13 protein-coding genes are annotated in these 16290 nt (G+C 71.4%); 8 read left to right on the top strand and 5 right to left on the bottom strand.

Features of this window, described 5'->3' with window-relative positions; all coding sequences use genetic code 11:
- Positions 1-538 precede the first annotated feature (538 nt).
- Both BM362_RS42675 and BM362_RS42670 read left to right on the top strand, forming a co-directional pair.
- Positions 539-2065 carry a CehA/McbA family metallohydrolase gene (locus BM362_RS42675; RefSeq protein ID WP_093577006.1) on the top strand — a complete coding sequence of 509 codons (1527 nt, stop codon included), beginning with the start codon at positions 539-541 and terminating at the stop codon, positions 2063-2065.
- 94 nt (positions 2066-2159) lie between these two features.
- Complete coding sequence (locus BM362_RS42670; RefSeq protein WP_093577005.1) at positions 2160-2975, top strand: hypothetical protein; 816 nt, start codon at positions 2160-2162, stop codon at positions 2973-2975.
- An 89-nt stretch (positions 2976-3064) separates the two neighbouring features.
- On the opposite strand, the gene BM362_RS42665 is transcribed toward BM362_RS42670, so the two are convergent.
- The 3 genes from BM362_RS42665 to BM362_RS42655 form a co-directional block, all read right to left on the bottom strand.
- The gene (locus BM362_RS42665) at positions 3065-3829 is read right to left on the bottom strand and encodes a class I SAM-dependent methyltransferase (protein WP_143132631.1); all 765 of its coding nucleotides are present in this window, start codon (positions 3827-3829) and stop codon (positions 3065-3067) included.
- A gap of 192 nt (positions 3830-4021) precedes the next feature.
- Entirely contained in the window at positions 4022-4846 is an 825-nt protein-coding gene (locus BM362_RS42660; RefSeq protein ID WP_167545653.1) for a trypsin-like serine peptidase, read from the bottom strand.
- A 1055-nt stretch (positions 4847-5901) separates the two neighbouring features.
- Complete coding sequence (locus tag BM362_RS42655) at positions 5902-6363, bottom strand: hypothetical protein (protein ID WP_067589058.1); 462 nt, start codon at positions 6361-6363, stop codon at positions 5902-5904.
- A 180-nt stretch (positions 6364-6543) separates the two neighbouring features.
- Here BM362_RS42655 and BM362_RS42650 point away from each other — a divergent pair, with 180 nt between their 5' ends.
- From BM362_RS42650 to BM362_RS42640, 3 genes are all read left to right on the top strand, one after another.
- Complete coding sequence (locus BM362_RS42650) at positions 6544-7215, top strand: GntR family transcriptional regulator (protein ID WP_093577002.1); 672 nt, start codon at positions 6544-6546, stop codon at positions 7213-7215.
- 62 nt (positions 7216-7277) lie between these two features.
- A complete protein-coding gene (locus tag BM362_RS42645; RefSeq protein WP_067589062.1) occupies positions 7278-8690 on the top strand; it encodes an aldehyde dehydrogenase family protein in 1413 nt (470 codons plus the stop codon).
- A gap of 23 nt (positions 8691-8713) precedes the next feature.
- Positions 8714-9796 carry a Zn-dependent alcohol dehydrogenase gene (locus tag BM362_RS42640; RefSeq protein WP_093577001.1) on the top strand — a complete coding sequence of 361 codons (1083 nt, stop codon included), beginning with the start codon at positions 8714-8716 and terminating at the stop codon, positions 9794-9796.
- A 24-nt stretch (positions 9797-9820) separates the two neighbouring features.
- On the opposite strand, the gene BM362_RS42635 is transcribed toward BM362_RS42640, so the two are convergent.
- Entirely contained in the window at positions 9821-12136 is a 2316-nt protein-coding gene (locus BM362_RS42635) for a transketolase-like TK C-terminal-containing protein (RefSeq protein ID WP_067589066.1), read from the bottom strand.
- A gap of 133 nt (positions 12137-12269) precedes the next feature.
- Here BM362_RS42635 and BM362_RS42630 point away from each other — a divergent pair, with 133 nt between their 5' ends.
- Positions 12270-12749, top strand: a complete 480-nt coding sequence (locus BM362_RS42630) for an Lrp/AsnC family transcriptional regulator (protein ID WP_067589068.1) — start codon at positions 12270-12272, stop codon at positions 12747-12749.
- A gap of 3 nt (positions 12750-12752) precedes the next feature.
- Here the strand turns inward: BM362_RS42630 and BM362_RS48025 are convergent, their stop codons facing one another.
- Entirely contained in the window at positions 12753-13046 is a 294-nt protein-coding gene (locus tag BM362_RS48025) for a DUF3040 domain-containing protein (RefSeq protein ID WP_067589070.1), read from the bottom strand.
- A gap of 151 nt (positions 13047-13197) precedes the next feature.
- Between BM362_RS48025 and BM362_RS42620 the strand changes: the two genes are divergently transcribed.
- Together BM362_RS42620 and malQ are read left to right on the top strand one after the other, a co-directional pair.
- A complete protein-coding gene (locus BM362_RS42620; RefSeq protein ID WP_093576999.1) occupies positions 13198-14052 on the top strand; it encodes an LLM class F420-dependent oxidoreductase in 855 nt (284 codons plus the stop codon).
- A gap of 264 nt (positions 14053-14316) precedes the next feature.
- The gene (gene malQ / locus BM362_RS42615; RefSeq protein ID WP_093576998.1) at positions 14317-16257 is read left to right on the top strand and encodes a 4-alpha-glucanotransferase; all 1941 of its coding nucleotides are present in this window, start codon (positions 14317-14319) and stop codon (positions 16255-16257) included.
- Positions 16258-16290 lie beyond the last annotated feature (33 nt).

Here is a 16290-nt window from a genome sequence, read left to right as displayed (position 1 = left end):
TTGCTGTGGGATGGCGGGTGCCCGGCTGTTGCTTTGGTGCGGCTTGGTGCGGCTTGGTGAGGTGCTGGGTCGATGCTGGACGAGGCGAGCTGCCGTGCGTGGTTCGCTGCGCGGTGGCGAGTCTTCAGGTGTGGCTCGGCTGTCCGGTGCGCGGCAGGCGGTTTCTGCGTCGCGTGTGATGCGCGGCTTGGTGAAGTGCTGGGTCGGTGTCGGGTGAGGCGAGCTGCCGAGTGTGATTCGCTGTGTGACGGCAGTCGGCTGTTCCCGGTGCGGCGTGTGGCCTGCGCCGATGTACGGGGGCGCTGGGCCGGTGTCGGGCGGGGCGAGTCGCCGAGCGCGGTTTGCTGTGCAGGCGTTCAGGCACCGCTCGACGATTCCGGGTGCGGCAAGCGGTCCCGCCCTCGGGGGTTGGACGCGCGGCTCGGCGCAGGGGTCGATGGCAGCCGAGGCGGGTCGCCGAGTGTTCACCGCAACGTCGTTGAAGGGGGTGGCCCCGAGAGCTAGCGTCGGCGCGACTTCATCGCTGCGGAGGTAAGCCATGTCCACTGGGGAACTCAACCGGCGCAACCTGTTCCGGGCCGGAGGCGTCGTCGCGGCGGGTGCGGCGATGAGCATGGTGCCGGGTGTCTCGTTCGCGGTGCCCGCGCCCGGCGCCGGGCAGCAGACGAAGACCGTCACCGGTACCTTCCGCCCGGACGTGCCCGACTGGTACTACCTCCCGGTCGACGTGCCGCGCGGCGTGAAGCGGCTCGACGTCGTCTACTCCTACGACAAGCCGTTGGTGCCCGCGGGAACTCGCGGAAATGCCTGCGACATCGGGATGTTCGGACCGGAGGGGCACGAACTGGGCACCCGGCGCGGCTTCCGCGGCTGGTCCGGCGGCTTCCGCGACCGGTTCTCGATCAGCGCCGCGGAAGCGACGCCCGGGTACCTCGCCGGGCCGATCACACCCGGTCGCTGGCACGTGATCCTCGGTCCGTACACAGTCGCGCCGCAAGGGCTGAACTACCGCGTCGACATCACGCTGACGTTCGGCCGGGACACCTCGAAGCCGTTCCGGCCGAACCCTGCCCCGGAGACCGCGCCCGCGCGCGATCGCGGCCGGTCCTGGTATCGCGGCGACTCCCACCTGCACACCGTCCACTCCGACGGCAAGCGCACGCCCGAGCAGCTGGTGGCGGACGCGCGGGCGGCCGGTCTGGACTTCATCGTGCCGACCGAGCACAACACGTCCAGTTCGCAGCTGGTGTGGGGCGAGCACGCCACCGCCGACCTGCTGATCCTGAACGGCGAGGAGGTCACCACGCGGTCCGGGCACTGGCCCGCGATCGGCGTCCCGGCCGGCACCTGGATCGACTGGCGCTACCGCGCGTCCGACCCGCGCGACTTCCGGCGGTTCACCGACCAGGTGCACCGGGCGGGCGGCCTGGTCACCGCCGCGCACCCGTTCGCGAACTGCTTCGGCTGCACCTACGAATTCGCGTACGAGATCGCCGACCTCGTCGAGGTCTGGAACGGCCCGTGGACCGCGGACGACGAAGCGAGCGTCACGCACTGGGACGGCTTGCTGCGCGGCGGCCGGTGGATCCCGGCGATCGGCGATTCCGACGCGCACAACCCGGACCACACCGTGGCGCTCCCGCACACCGTCGTCCAGGCGGACCGGCTCGGCCGAGCCGAACTGCTCGCCGGGCTCAAGGCAGGCCGCTCGTGGCTCGCCGAGTCGAACGACGTGCAGCTCGACTTCTCCGTCTCCGGCGCGGGCCGCACGGCAGGCATCGGCGGACGGCTCGTCGCGGGCATCGGCACGCCGATCGAGGTGCGCGCGGTCGTTCACGGAGTTCCAGGCACGACCGTGACGTTTCTCGACCAGCTCGGCCCGGAGCACAGCGAAACCGTCCCGGAATCCGGCGCCGCGACCGTCACGTGGACGACGTACCCGCGCTACAGCCGCTGGGTCCGCGTCGAGGTGCGGCGTCCGTCGGGCGGCCCGAAGACGACGACGCCGAACGCGATGGTCGCCATGTCGAACCCGATCTTCCTGGGCGCCGCCGACGCCGGCTGACCCGACCCGAGCGTCCCGCGGCCGCGACGTCCGGGCAGACTGTTCACTCGAAGCGGGCAGTGGGGAAGGGCGGGCACGGGTGCGCGGGTGTGGCGTGCGAGCGGCGATCCTGGCGGTCGTCGTGGCGCTCGCGGCGGTGGTCGTCGTGGTGGTCATGTTTTCGAGCAGTGACGAGGTGAAGACCCCCGGCTGCACTGTCGCGCTGCCGAAGGGGCCGAACGACGCCTCCGCGCCGCAGTACACGCTGCAACCGGAACCCATGAACAACGCCGCGATCATCGCGGCCGTCGGGATCAAGCAGGGGCTGCCCTCGCACGCGGTCACGGTCGCCCTCGCGACCGCCTTGCAGGAATCGAAACTCCGCAACCTCAGCGGCGGCGACCGGGATTCGATCGGCCTGTTCCAGCAGCGTCCGAGCCAAGGCTGGGGCACTCCCGACCAGCTCCAGGACCCGGTCTACTCGGCGACGGAGTTCTACAAGAAACTCGCGAAACTCGACAACTGGCAGACGATTCCGATCACCGAAGCGGCACAGGCGGTGCAGCGTTCCGGCGCCCCCGACGCGTACGCGCAGTGGGAAGAAGAAGCCACCGCTCTGACCGGAGCGCTGACGGGCCAGCACCCCGCGGCGTTGACCTGCCGGAACCTGACCCTGAACCCGCCCGCGAACCTGGTGACAGTCGCGAACGCCGAACTCGGCACGGCGCGGCTGAGCGGAGCCCACCCGGCCGCGGAGGGCTGGCGGATCGCTAGCTGGCTGGTGGCACGAGCGGCGAAGCTGGGGGTGGACCGGGTGAGTTTCGCCGGGCAGACGTGGACCGCGCAGGCCGGTGCGTGGGCTGCGGACGAGAAAGCGGGGCAGAATCTCTCGCTGCATCAGGCTCCGGCCGCGCCGCCTGGCTCCAGCTGACCGGCGGGCTGGGCATCCCGGCGCGGCGGCGGGGAAATTGTTGCTTGGCCAGCACGGGCTCCGTTCGGCGGGACCGCAGCCTGTGCGCGTCAGCCGGCCGCGGCTGCCGTGGCGAGGACTCTGCGCATCGCATCGAAGGCAGGCAGCACCCGGAGAGCCTCGTCGTGCAGGGACTGGAGAGCGGGATCCTCGCCCGGGTCGAGCGCCGCAGCCTCCTCCCACATCGCACGCTCGGCAGCCCGCCACTGCGGACGTTCCCGGACGACCACGTTCGTGAAGCCCGCGCCGGCGAGCCCGCCTTCGGTGTCGACCGCCCGGATCCGTGCCGGGACGCGCTCGTCCGCGGGATCAGCGGCCTCCCACGTCGTGAGTGCGACGCGTCCGCCCGGACGGAGCACCCGGCGGATCTCCCCGAACGACGCGGCGGTCGGCTGGAACTGGATCGCGTCGACGCAGGCGACCGCGTCAACCGACCCGGACGCCAGGGTCGTGCCGGCCAGGTCGCCCAGGATGAACTCGGCGTCCACCGAATCGAAGTGCCGAGCCAGGGCCCGGGCCTGGCCGAGCGCCGCGCGGGCGAAGTCGACTCCGATCAGCTGTGCACCGGTCCGGGAAGCGATCTCAAGGCCGTACCCGCCGCGCCCGCAGGCCAGATCCAGCAGCCGGTTTCCCGGCTCGATCCGCAACGCCTCGACGACTTCCGCGATGCCGTCCCAGGTGAGCAGGCTGCTCGACAGCAGCCGCGGCGGCAGCCCCAGATGCCGCTGGTGGATGGCGTCTTGGGCGACGCTGTCCTGCATGTCCGAGTACCAGTTGTCGAAGTCCTCCGCCGACATCCCCGATCCGGAACTCACCACTGTCCTCCCCGCACCAGCCGACAGTTCCCGTCGTCGGGAGCCTACGCAGGAACTGCGGGCCGTCGAGGCGAGCGTGCGCTGCGGAGCCGGACCGTTCGGCGGATCTCTGCGCGGCAGCAGCCCGTCCGGGCCGAGTTTGACCGGGCATGGGGAGAAAGGACCGTCGCCGCATCCGTGCACGGCTGGGGTTCAGCTGATGGCAGAGCTGTAGAGGCGGGCGATGTCGTCGTCGAAATAGGCGCTGTAGGAGACGTCCGGGGTGGCGCCGCCGGTCTGGTATCCGCCGATGGCGCCGATGACGGTGCCGGTTCCGGTGTTCGGGTCCTGGTTGACGACCCAGGGGCCGCCGCTGGTGCCGTCGGGGAAGCCGGGGCAGGCGACGCGTTGCTGGTAGGTGCCGGACTGGGTGGTGGTGCCCGTGCAGACGACGGGTTGTTCGGTGCCGTCGGGGTAGCCGGTGAGGGTGATCGTGTGCGAGAAGCCTTGGTTCGTGCCGAGCTGGTTGGCTCCGGTGCGGCTTTCGAGGCTCGCGGAACCGGGCTGGGCGACCTTCAGGAACGCGAAGTCGAGGTCCTGGTCGGACGAGGACTTCCACCCGTCGGCGGTGATCGCGGCGGTGACCTGCCAGGTGCCGTACGGGGCGATGCCGTCGTGGTAGCCGGGCTTGAAAGTGACGCCGGAGACGTCGCCGCCGATGCAGTGCGCGGCGGTCAGGAGCAGGTCGCCGGCCGGGCTGTGCACCACGCTGGCCGAGCAGAAGTGGTTGCCGCCGGAGAACAACGCGCCGACCGCCGGGCTGGCTGTCGCGGCCGCCGGGGTGCTGCTGGACGAGGTGTTCGTTCCGGCGCTGCGGGAATCGCCGCCGGTCGAGACGGCCGGAGTGCCGGTGCCGCTCGGCTGGACGGCCGGAGCGGTGACGTCAGCGGTGCCGACGACGGCGTTGGCACCGCCGGTCGCGACGATCGCGGCCGCCGCGCAGACGATCAGCGCTGTCCGGGAAACGTTGACTCGCACACTTCAAGATGACCACGCCGACGCCCGGCAGGCATCCCGTGCGGGCGGATGCACAGCAACCTCACAGCGCTCGCACATCCGCTCACAGCAGGGGGATTCGGGTCGGGGCGGCCGAGATTTTCCGCTCTCGCGGGGAGGGTCCGCGGGTGGTCGGCGGGCGCGGCGGGGAGTGGCGTCCGGGTCATGAGTCATGGCGGCGGTGTCTGGGGTGGCCGGGGTGACGTGTGCTTCGCGATTTGTGGCGGCGGTGTCTGGGGTGGCCGGGGTGACGTGTGCTTTGCGATTTGTGGCGGCGGTGTCGGGTGGTGGGGGTGGTGTGTGCTTTGGGTCTGGTGGCGGCGGTGTCGGGTGGTGGGGGTGGTGTGTGCTTTGGGTCTGGTGGCGGCGGTGTCGGGTGGCCGGGGTGATGCGCGCTTCGCGACTTACGGCAGCGGCGTCCGGGTCGCGGGAGGGGATGTGCGCGTCCTGCCATCCGGCAGTGGCATCGGGTGTCCGCTCCCGGCTCACGGCTGCCGCATCGGCGGCGGAGGCGTGACCGGCCAGCCTGGGGGACTGGCCGGTCACCTGCCTGCCGCGCAGGCAGCCTGCGCGACGGCCGCCTAGCCGAGCCCGCGACCGTCCGCGTCTGTGGTGCGACCGCGGTCAGCTCCGGAAAGCTTGCTCGGGCTGGTGCGCCGCCAGCCCGAGCCAGCTTTCCGGGCCAAGTCCCGGTCGTCCGCGTTGGTGGGCGGATTGCCGGGCCGACGAGGTCGCTTTCGGACGGAGGCGGGCACCTGATCGGCTCGGCCGGTGACGTCGCCGGGGCGAGTCGCCCATGGGCAGTGCTGAGCCGTGGCCGACTCGGTGGTGCCGTCTCCGGGCAGCGGTGATCTGCGTCGAGTCGGCGGCTGTCGCCGGTCCGGGCGTTGGCCACCGACCGAACCGGCAACAGCGCGCGCACCGCTCCGCTCCGGCGAAGTCGAGCGCCTGCCTAGGCGACGCCACCTCCGAACCGAAGCCGGTCACCCCCACCTCCGGACCGAAGCCGGTCACCCGAGTGCCGCGGATCGTCATGGTCACTCACCCGCTGGCGGGGTGTGGGTCACCAGCAGGGTCACGCCTGCTTCTCCGCCGCAGTCGACCAGCACCGGGCCTACTCCGTCGCCGATCTTCGTGGTCAGTTTCGCGGTGGCCTTGAAGGCCTCCGGGTTCGCGTCGACGATCTTGAGGTCCTTGAGGATCTCGTGACCGGGGTAGCCGCCGATCACCTTCTTCAGGCCCGTTCCTCCGCCGCAGTCGCCGGTGATCGTGACTTCTCCGCCGGGGGCGGCGGGGTTCGGGTCGACCTTCACCGTCGCGCGGGCGCCCTCGGGGGGCTGTTCGGCGGCGGGCGGCTGGGCGGCGACGGCGGGTGCCGCCGGATGATCGCCGGTCGACGCGGCCGCGACGCCGATCGTGCCGCCTGCGATGACGGCCGCGGCTAGTGCCGTGCCTGCGGCAAGGCGGCCGTGGCGCAGGATCGAAGACTTCACTGACATTCGGTTTCCCTCCCTCGATGTGTCCATTGAGGACACTTGCGGTTCACCCGGGCACCGGGTTCGTCCAGGTAGTCGCCGTGACCCCCGCCGCGGGTTCTCCCCGGCGCGAAAAGTGACGGGAGTCACACTGGCTGAGAAAGGCTACGATAGCGGGAAACCCAACGCTGGCGGGGAGTTTTCGTGACAGTGGCCGGAGAAGCGCGCGAACGGCTGAGTCCGCGGGTCGCCAAACAGGTGCGCGACCTGATCCTGACCGGCGCGGTCCGCGGCGGCGAGCGGCTGCGCACCGAGCATCTGGCGGAGCGGCTCGGCGTCAGCGCGACCCCGGTCCGCGAGGCGTTGATGGCGCTCGCGGGCGAGGGCATGGTGGATTTCCGTCCAGGACGCGGATTCCGGGTGATCCCGGTGACGCGCCGGGACGTCGTCGACGTCTACGCGATGCAGGCCTACGTCTCCGGCGAGCTGGCCGCGCGGGCGGCGGAAGCGTTCGATCCGGCGGGGCTGGCGCGGCTGGACGACCTTCAGCGCGAGATCGGGAAAACCGTGCGCGAGGGCGACCTCGACGCGACCGAGCGGGCCGATTTCGCGTTGCACCGCATGGTCAATCACGCGGCCGCCGCGCCGAAGCTCACGTGGATGCTGTCGCTGACCCTCCGGTATGTGCCGTTCTCGGCGTACGCGGACATTCGCGGCTGGCCGCTGCTGGCGCGAGACGACCACGATCGGGTGCTTGCCGCGTTGAACGAGCGCAAGCCGGAGGCGGCGCGGGAAGCGATGGCGGCGCACATCCGCGAGGCGGGGGACCTGCTGGTCGACTTCCTCGCGGCGCAGGGCGTGCTCGCCGCGCACTAGACAGCCGGAGCGTTTTCTATAGAATCCGGCCGAGGGAGAGAACCTAGGTCGAAGGAGACTCGGTGGCTGAGCGCGACGTGCTGTACATCGGCGGCGAATGGGTCCGTTCGGAGGGCGAAGCCTCGATCCCGGTGGAGAATCCGGCCACCGAGCAGATCCAGGCGCACATTCCGGAGGGCACGGCCGCTGACGTGGACCGGGCGGTCCGGGCGGCGCGCGCGGCGTTTCCGGCGTGGGCGGCCACCAGCCGCGCCGATCGCCGCGAACTGCTGCGGAAGCTGCACGACGGTCTTGCCGGACGGGCGGAAGAGATCGGCGAGACGATCGCGAAGGACGTCGGGACGCCGTTGCGGATCGCGACCCGGATCCAGGCCGCGCTGCCGCAGACCGACGTGCGGACGTACGTCGATCTGCTCGGTCAGGACGAGCCGGAGGAGAAGGTCGGCAACTCGCTGGTCGTGCGCGAACCGGCGGGCGTGGTCGCGGCGATCACGCCGTGGAACTACCCGCTGCACCAGATCACCTGCAAGATCGCGCCCGCGCTGGCGGCGGGCTGCACGGTCGTGGTGAAGCCCAGCGAGGTCGCGCCGTTGAGCGCCTACCAGCTGTTCGACGTGATCCACGAGGCCGGTTTTCCGCCTGGTGTGGTCAATCTGGTGACCGGTTACGGGCCGGAGGCCGGCGAGGCGCTGGCGACGCATCCGGAGGTCGACGTCGTGTCGTTCACCGGTTCGGTGCGCGCCGGCACCCGGGTCGCGGAGCTGGCGGCGCGCACGGTCAAGCGCGTCACGCTGGAGCTGGGCGGCAAGTCCGCCAACGTGATCCTCGACGACGCGGACCTGGCGACGGCGGTCAAGGTCGGCGTCTCCAACGCTTTCCTCAACGGCGGCCAGACCTGCACGGCGTGGACGCGCATGCTCGTCCCGCGCGAGAAGCACGACGAAGCGGCGGCGCTCGCGAAGACGTTCGCCGAAGGGTTCGCGACGGGCGATCCGCTGGATCCCAAGACAAAGCTCGGCCCGCTGGTGAGCGCAGCGCAGCGCGACCGCGTGCGCGGTTACATCGAAAAGGGCATTGCCGAGGGCGCGACTCTGGTGACCGGCGGCAGCGAAGCTCCTGCGGACACAGGCTACTTCGTCGCACCGACAGTTTTCGCGGGCGTCGACCCGGATTCGACGATCGCGCAGGAGGAGATCTTCGGCCCGGTGCTGTCGATCATCCCGTTCGACGACGAGGACGACGCGCTCCGGATCGCCAACAACTCCCGCTACGGCCTGCACGGCGCGGTGTGGTCGGCCGACCAGGACCGGGCGCTGGCCTTCGCGCGCAAGGTCCGGACCGGGCAGATCGACGTGAACGGCGGGGCCTTCAACCCGCTGGCCCCGTTCGGCGGCTACAAGCAGTCCGGGCTCGGCCGCGAGATGGGCCGGGCCGCGCTCGACGAGTTCACCGAACTCAAGTCCATCCAGCTCTAGCACGATCCGAAGGAGAAGACACCGTGGTCAAAGCCGTGGTCGTGCGCGAGCACGGCGGGTGTCCGGAAGTCCGCGACATCGTGCTGCCGCCGGTCGGGCCCGCGGACGTGCGGGTGCGGGTCGCGGCCGCCGGGGTGTGCCATTCCGATCTGTCCATGGTGGACGGAACGCTGCGTCCGCAGTACCCGTTCGTGCCGGGACACGAGGCGTCCGGCGTCGTGGCGGAGGCCGGCAGCGAGGTCACGCATGTGCGGCCGGGCGACCGGGTGGTGCTGAACTGGGCCGCCGCGTGCCGGGAATGCTGGTTCTGCCGGGCCGGGGAACCGTGGTTGTGTTCGGCGATCGAGGGCGTCACCACGGTGCCGCGCGGGGAGCTGGACGGGCAGCCGCTCAACGTTCTGCTCGGTGTCGGCGGGTTCGCGGAGGAAACCGTGCTGCCGGGGCACTCCGTCGTGCCGCTGCCGGACGGCGTGCCGCTCGATCTGGCCGCGCTGATGGGCTGCGCGGTGCTCACCGGGGTCGGCGCGGTGCGCAACACCGCGAAGGTCCGAAAAGGACAGAGCGTGTTCGTGCTCGGCCTGGGCGGGATCGGGTTGTGCGTGGTGCTCGGGGCGAAGCTCGCGGGCGCCGGGCAGATCGTCGCGGCCGATCTGTCGCCGGAGAAGGAAGCGCTCGCCCGCGCGGCCGGTGCGACGGATTTCCTGGTGAGCGACGACAAACTCGCCAAGCAGGTGCGCGGGCTGACCGAGGGGCGCGGCGCGGACCACGCCTTCGAATGCGTCGGCGCGGCGGCCACGATCCGCGCCGCGTGGAGTTCGGTGCGCCGCGGCGGGCATTGCACGGTGGTCGGGGTCGGGCGGAAGGACCAGCAGGTCGTGCTGAACCCGCTGGAGATCTTCCACTTCGCCCGCACGCTCACCAGTACGGTCTACGGCGCTTCCGACCCGGATCGCGACATCCCGGTGCTCGCCGATGAGGTCCGGTCGGGCGCGCTGGACCTGGAAACCCTGGTGACGCACCGGATTTCGCTCGACGAGGTCGGCGAAGCGTTCGACCGGATGCGGCGCGGGGAAGGCGCCCGCTCGCTGGTCCGGATCGGCGGCTGACCGGCCGATCCGGACCAGCCGTGCTCAGTCGGCCACGTCCAGCGCGGCCTGGATGATGCTGTCCGTGTCGATGCCGTGGTGCCGGTACACGCTCTCCAGGTCGCCCGACTGCCCGAACCGCGTCACGCCGAGGTGTGCCGCCCGCACGCGGTGGACGTTCGCCAGGAACGCCAGCGTGTGCGGGTGCCCGTCGAGAACAGTCACCATCGGCGCGGACCGTTCGGACGGCAGTGCCGACTCCAGGATCCACGTGTCGGCCGTTTCCTGCCCGGCCCGCGCTTGCCCGGCGCGGAACAGGAGGCCAGGGCTCGTCACGCACACGACGTCGGCGTGCTTGCCCAGCGCGTCCAGCCGGTCGGCGGCTTCCAGCGCCTCGGTGACCATCGCGCCCATCGTCACCAGCGTGACGTCCGGGCGCGCCACCGCGGCGGTGCGGATCGGGTACGCGCCCGCGACGACCTGGCGGCGGCGGCGTTCCCGCGCGGCCGGATCGGACGGCACCGCGGCGAGGCTCTGGTCCACGGGGCGGGTCGACAGGCGCAGGTAAGCGGAAGTTCCGTCAGGGCGGCCGAGCCGCGAAAGCGAAGCCAGCAGGGTCCACTCGACGTCCAAAGCGAACGCGGGCTCGTACGTCACGCAACCCGGCTGTTCCAGCCCGACCGACGGCGTGGTCACCGACTGGTGCGCACCGCCCTCGGGCGCGAGCGTCACACCGGAGGGCGTACCGACCAAAATGGACTGCCCGCCGCCGTAGATGCCGAACGACCACGGTTCCAGCGCGCGCTCCACGAAGGGGTCGTAGAGCACCCCGATCGGGAGCAGCGGACGGCCCCAGCGCGACCACGTCGTACCCAGTTCGCCGAGCGCGCTCACCAGGTTCACCTCGGCGATGCCCAGTTCCAGATGCTGTCCGCTGGGCCGCTCGCGCCAGTGCAGGATCGTTTCCGGGTCGTCGGCGAACCAGTCGACGCGTTCCTGCGGCGACCAGACGCCGACCTTGTTGACCCAGCCGCCGAGGTTGGTGCTGGAGGAGACGTCCGGGCACAGCGTCACGACGAGTTCCGCGGCCTCGGGCGCCTCGCGGGTCAGATCGAGCAGCGCGCGGCCGAGCGCGGCCTGTGTGGTGGTGCGGCCCGACGGCGTGCGGCCGATGTCGGAAGGCAGGGCCGGAACCGGGTGCGGCTCAACGGGTTCCCGCTCCAGGCGGGCGGCGGTCGAAGCGCACAGCCGGGCGGCCGCGGAGCCCTCGGCGAACTTCTGCCACGGGTTCTCCGGCGAGATTCCGACGCGCTCGGCCAGCGAACCCAGCTGCTCGGCGGTCAGCAGCGACGAGTGGTTCTGCGGATGTCCTTCGCTGGCGAGGCCGAATCCCTTGACAGTGTAGGCGAAAACGACAGTCGGCCGGTGGTCGTCGATGGCGTCGAAGGTGTCCAGCAGCGCGGACAGGTCGTGGCCGCCGAGGTTGCGGATGGCGGCGTGCAGCGTTTCGTCGTCGAGGGTGTCGAGCAGCGGAGCCAGTTCCGGCGTCGTCAGGCGTTCGCGCAGCTGGGCCGGGGTGCAGCGGAGCAGCCGCTGGTACTCCGGGTTCGACATCTCGTCGATGCGCCGGCGCAGCGCCGCGCCGCCCGGCCGTTCGAACAGTTCCTGCAGCAGCCGCCCGTACTTCACGGTCAGCACCTGCCAGCCGGCCGCCTCGAACATGCCCTGCAGCCGGGTCGCGCCGATGTTCGGGACCACGCGGTCGAGCGACTGCCGGTTCAGGTCGACGATCCACACGACCTCGCCCAGCTCGGCCACATTCGGGTCGAGGACGGCTTCCCAGCACGCGCCCTCGTCCAGTTCCGCGTCGCCGACCAGCGAGTACTGCCGTCCGGTGCCCGCGCCGCCGCCGTGCGATTCGACGTAGCGGCGCGCCAGCGCACCCCAGATCGGGGCGGTCGCGCCGATGCCGACCGAACCGGTGGAGTAGTCGACCTGGTCCGGGTCCTTCGAGCGCGACGGGTAGCTCTGCAGGCCGCCGAACTCGCGCAGCGTCGTCAGGTACTTCTCGTCGAGATCCCCGAGCAGGTAGTTGATGGCGTGCAGCACGGGGGAGGCGTGCGGCTTGACCGAAACCCGGTCCCGCGCGCGCAGCCGGGCGAACCACAGCGCGGTCATGATCGACACCATCGAGGCGCTGGACGCCTGGTGGCCGCCGACCTTGAGCCCGGTCGGGTTGGGCCGCACCCGGTTGGCGTGGTCGATGATCGCGGTCGACAGCCACAGCACCCGGTCCTGCACCTCGCGCAGGACGGTCACCGTGTCGTTGTCCGGAAGGCGTTCGGGGGCGGCGCTGCTCACGACGGATCGGACCTTTCTTGGGCGGAAAGTTCAGGCCAGTCCAGCAGAGCTGGGTAGGGTGCACAACAAGCGCACTCGACATTGCGCAGAACGCCCAAGTCAGCACCGCACGGTGCGGAGAGGATTGCGCAGCATGCCCAGCTCTCAGCGGCTCGACGCCACCGACGCCCGGATCCTGCTCGCGCTCGGCCGCACCCCGCGCGCCACCGCGGTCGCGCTCGCCGACGAACTGGGCCTGTCCCGCAACACCGTGCAAAGCAGGCTCGCCCGGCTCGAACAGGGCGACGCGCTGCGCTCGGCCGAACACCGGATCGACCCGGCCGCGCTCGGCTACCCGCTCACCGCGTTCGTGACCGTGCAGGTGCGGCAGCGGTTGCTGGACGAGGTCGGCCGCGCGCTCGCCGCTGTCCCGGAAGTGCTGCAGGTGCGCGGGTTGACCGGCTCGCAGGACCTTCTGGTGCAGGTGGTGGCGACGGACGCGGACGATCTGTACCGGATCGCCGGGGAAATCCTGGAAATCCCCGGCGTCGAGCGCACCAACAACGCGCTCGTCATGCGCGAGATGGTGCCCTACCGGCTGACTCCGCTGCTCGAGCGCGCTGCGCGACGCTGAGCGTCACGTCCGGTCGTCGGCCACGCGCTCGCGGCGGCGCTGCAGCACGGTCCGATGCGCCCAGACCAGCGGCGGCGCGGCGAGCAGGCCCCACAGGAACCAGCCGGTTTCGCCGGCCATCAGGCCGAAGACCAGCATCATCGCGGCGGTGACCTCGGCGAGCACGAGGATCTTCTGCCATCGCCGGGTCTGCACCGGCGGCACGCCTTGGCTCAGCGTCGCGGCGAACACGGGGTCGCTCGCGGCGAGTTCCTCTTCGATCTTCCGCAGGGCGCTGCGGTCGCGATGGGGCAGCATGATCCCCTCCTCGGGCAGGACGGGCCGGTGATCGCTCAAGTACCAGTGGAGTACCCGGCCGGGGGCGCCGTCAAGCCCGGGTTTTCGCAGGAACGATCCGCGACCGGGCGGGCCGTTGCAAACTGAAACACGTTCTAATAACGTGCCGGGGGTGAGATACGGGATCGTGCTGTTCACCAGCGACCGGGGCATCGCCCCGGCGGCGGCCGCGCAGGCCGCGGAAGAGGCCGGGTTCGCGACGTTCTACGTGCCCGAGCACACCCACATCCCGATCCGGCGGGACGCCCCGCATCCCCGGACCGGAGACTCCTCGCTGCCCGACGACCGCTATCTGCGCACGCTCGACCCGTGGGTCGCCCTCGCCGGCGCGGTGCCGGTGACCTCGACGATCCGGCTGGCGACCGCGGTGGCGCTGCCGGTGGAGAGCGACCCGATCACGCTGGCCAAGACCGTCGCGACGCTGGACCACCTCTCCGGCGGCCGGGTCACGCTCGGCGTCGGGTTCGGCTGGAACACCGACGAGCTCGCCGACCACGGCGTGCCCGGGAAGCGGCGGCGCACCGCGTTGCGCGAGTACCTTGAGGCGATGCGCGCGCTGTGGACCGAGGAGGAGGCGAGCTACGCGGGCGAGTTCGTGGAGTTCGGGCCGAGCTGGGCGTGGCCGAAGCCGGTGCAGGCCAAGGTGCCGGTGGTCGTCGGCGCGGGCGGCACGGAGCGCACGTTCCGCTGGATCGCGCGCCACAGCGACGGCTGGCTGACTACGCCGGGCGAAGGCGACATCACCGAGAAAGTCGCGCAGTTGCGCGAAATCTGGCGGGAGGAGGGCCGCGAGGGCGAGCCCGAGGTGATCGCACTCGGCCCGCGCCCGGATCCGGAAGGGCTGGCCAGGCTCGAGGCGGCGGGCGTGACCGAGGTCGTGTTCGGGCTGCCGGACCGTTCGCCGGGCGAGGTCGAAGCCTGGCTGGACCGGCTCGCCGGGAAGCTCGGGCGGCTGACCGGAACCTGACCGCCTCCCTTTCGGACGCCAGTACCTCCATTGGTATGGACCTGCGCGGCGAAATCGCGAAAAGCGCCTGAACGGGTGAACTCGGCCGCCGCGCGTCATTCCCGGAGCGGCTTTCCCTCTCGTTTCGTGTGGCGGTGACCGGCCGGCACGCCCCCCGACCGGCCGGTCACCGCTTCGCCCGTCTGCGGCGGCGAGGCGAATGGCGCCGCGGGGCGCCGCCCGGGACACTGGTCCGGTGCGCATTCCCCTTCCCCGGACCGAAACGTGACCCCTGAACTGGCCGAGCTGGCCGCCGCCCACGGAGTCGCCACCCGCTACGAAAACGCCGACCAAGTCGAAGTACAGGTAGACCCCGACGTCGTGATCGCGGTATTGGCGCAGTTGGACGTCGACGCCGGTACTCCACAGGCAATTCAGCGAGAATTGGCCGCGGTGCGAGAAGCCGGCGCGGCGCACGTGCTGCCGCCGACCGTCGTGGTGCGCGCCGGGCAAGAACGCGAACTCGGCCAAACCGCGACCGTCGAACTCGAAGACGGCACAACGCGTGACGTCGGCGCCACACTTCCGGCTGACCTTCCGCTCGGCTGGCACCGGATCGTGACCGCGGAGCAACGGGTTTCGCTGGCCGTCGTCCCGGACCGGCTGCCCGCCGTGCCGCCCGCGTGGGGCTGGATGCTCCAGCTGTACGCACTGCATTCCGAGCGGTCGTGGGGGATGGGCGATTTCGGCGACCTCGCCGAGATGGCGTCCCGGTCGGCCGCCGAACTGGGCGCGGGCGTGCTGCTCGTCAACCCGGTACAGGCGCCCGCCCCGGCGCATCCGGTCGAACGGTCGCCGTATTCGCCCTCCAGCCGCCGGTTCGCGAACCCGCTGTACCTGCGGGTGACCGACACCGAAGCGTTCGCCCGCGCCGACGAGGACACCCGGCGGCGGGTGCGAGCGCTCGCGCCGGATCCGATCGGCGAACTGATCGACTACGACGCCGTGTGGACCGCGAAACGGGCCGCGCTGGAACTAGTGCGCCCGTACCATCCGCACCCGGTCGAACTGGACGACGACCTTCGCGATTTCGCCGCGTTCGGCGCGCTCGCCGAGGTGCACGGCGGCGATTGGCGCGAGTGGCCCGAGCCGTTGCGCGATCCCGGCAGTGCCGAGACGGCCGCCGCGCGCGAGGAACTGGCCGAGCGGATCGAGTTCCACGGCTGGCTTCAGCAGCTTTGCCACGAGCAGCTCGACGCCGTCCGCCGCGCCGCGCGCGCGGCGGGCATGCCGGTCGGCGTCGTGCACGATCTGCCGGTCGGCGTGCATCCCGGCGGCGCGGACACCTGGGCGCTGCGGGACGTCTTCGCCGCGCAGGTGCGGGTCGGCGCGCCGCCGGACGCGTTCAACCAGCAGGGCCAGGACTGGAATCTGCCGCCGTGGCGGCCGGACCGGCTCGCCGAAGCCGGGTACGCGCCGTTCCGCGACGTTGTGCGCGGCGTGTTGCGGCACGCCGACGGCATCCGCGTGGACCACGTCGCCGGGATGTGGCGGCTGTGGTGGATTCCGCCGGGCGAACCGGCCGGTCGCGGCACGTACGTGCACTACGACGCCGATGCGATGCTCGGCGTGCTCGCACTGGAAGCGCACCGCGCGGGCGCGGTCGTGGTGGGGGAGGATCTCGGCACCGTCGAGGACACCGTCACCGAAACCATGCACGAGCGCGGCCTGCTCAGCTCCGCGGTGCTGTGGTTCCAGCGCGACTGGGACGCGCCCGGCAAGCCGTTCGTCCGCCCGGACCGCTGGGATCCGGACGCGATGGCCAGTATTTCGACGCACGACCTGCCGACCGTGTCCGGCTGGTTCGCCGCCGAGCACGTCCGGGTCCGCGCCGAGCTCGGCCAGCTCGACCGTCCGGTGGAGCAGGAGTACGCCGAGGCGGCGGCCGAACGCCGCGCGTTGCTCGAAGTGGTTGCGAGCGAAGGAATTCCGGACGACGACTTGGTGGTCGCCGTGCACACTCTGCTCGCTTCGGCGGCGTCGCGGCTGGTGCTCACCGCGCCGGCGGACGTCGTCGGCGAACGGCGCCAGCCGAATCTGCCGGGCACTGTGGACGAGTACCCTAACTGGCGCATCCCCCTTCCCGTCACCGTCGACGGGTTCTTCGCCGACCCGCGGGTGCGGGCGGCGGTCGCCCCGCTGGCCGCGGCCCGCCCGCTGCGCTGAACACCCGAAAAGCCCGTCCGGACAACGAATACC

This window comes from Amycolatopsis rubida (assembly GCF_900115345.1).
Taxonomy (GTDB): Bacteria; Actinomycetota; Actinomycetes; order Mycobacteriales; family Pseudonocardiaceae; genus Amycolatopsis; species Amycolatopsis rubida.
Note: the sequence above shows the minus strand (reverse complement) of the source record. Positions and strands in the feature narration are given on the sequence as shown.

Coding starts and splice junctions, on each gene's coding strand:
- BM362_RS42675 (WP_093577006.1), top strand. CDS start 539: ATGTCCACTGGGGAACTCAACCGGCGCAACCTGTTCCGGGCCGGAGGC.
- BM362_RS42655 (WP_067589058.1), bottom strand. CDS start 6,363: ATGTCAGTGAAGTCTTCGATCCTGCGCCACGGCCGCCTTGCCGCAGGC.
- BM362_RS42630 (WP_067589068.1), top strand. CDS start 12,270: ATGCCCAGCTCTCAGCGGCTCGACGCCACCGACGCCCGGATCCTGCTC.
- BM362_RS48025 (WP_067589070.1), bottom strand. CDS start 13,046: ATGCTGCCCCATCGCGACCGCAGCGCCCTGCGGAAGATCGAAGAGGAA.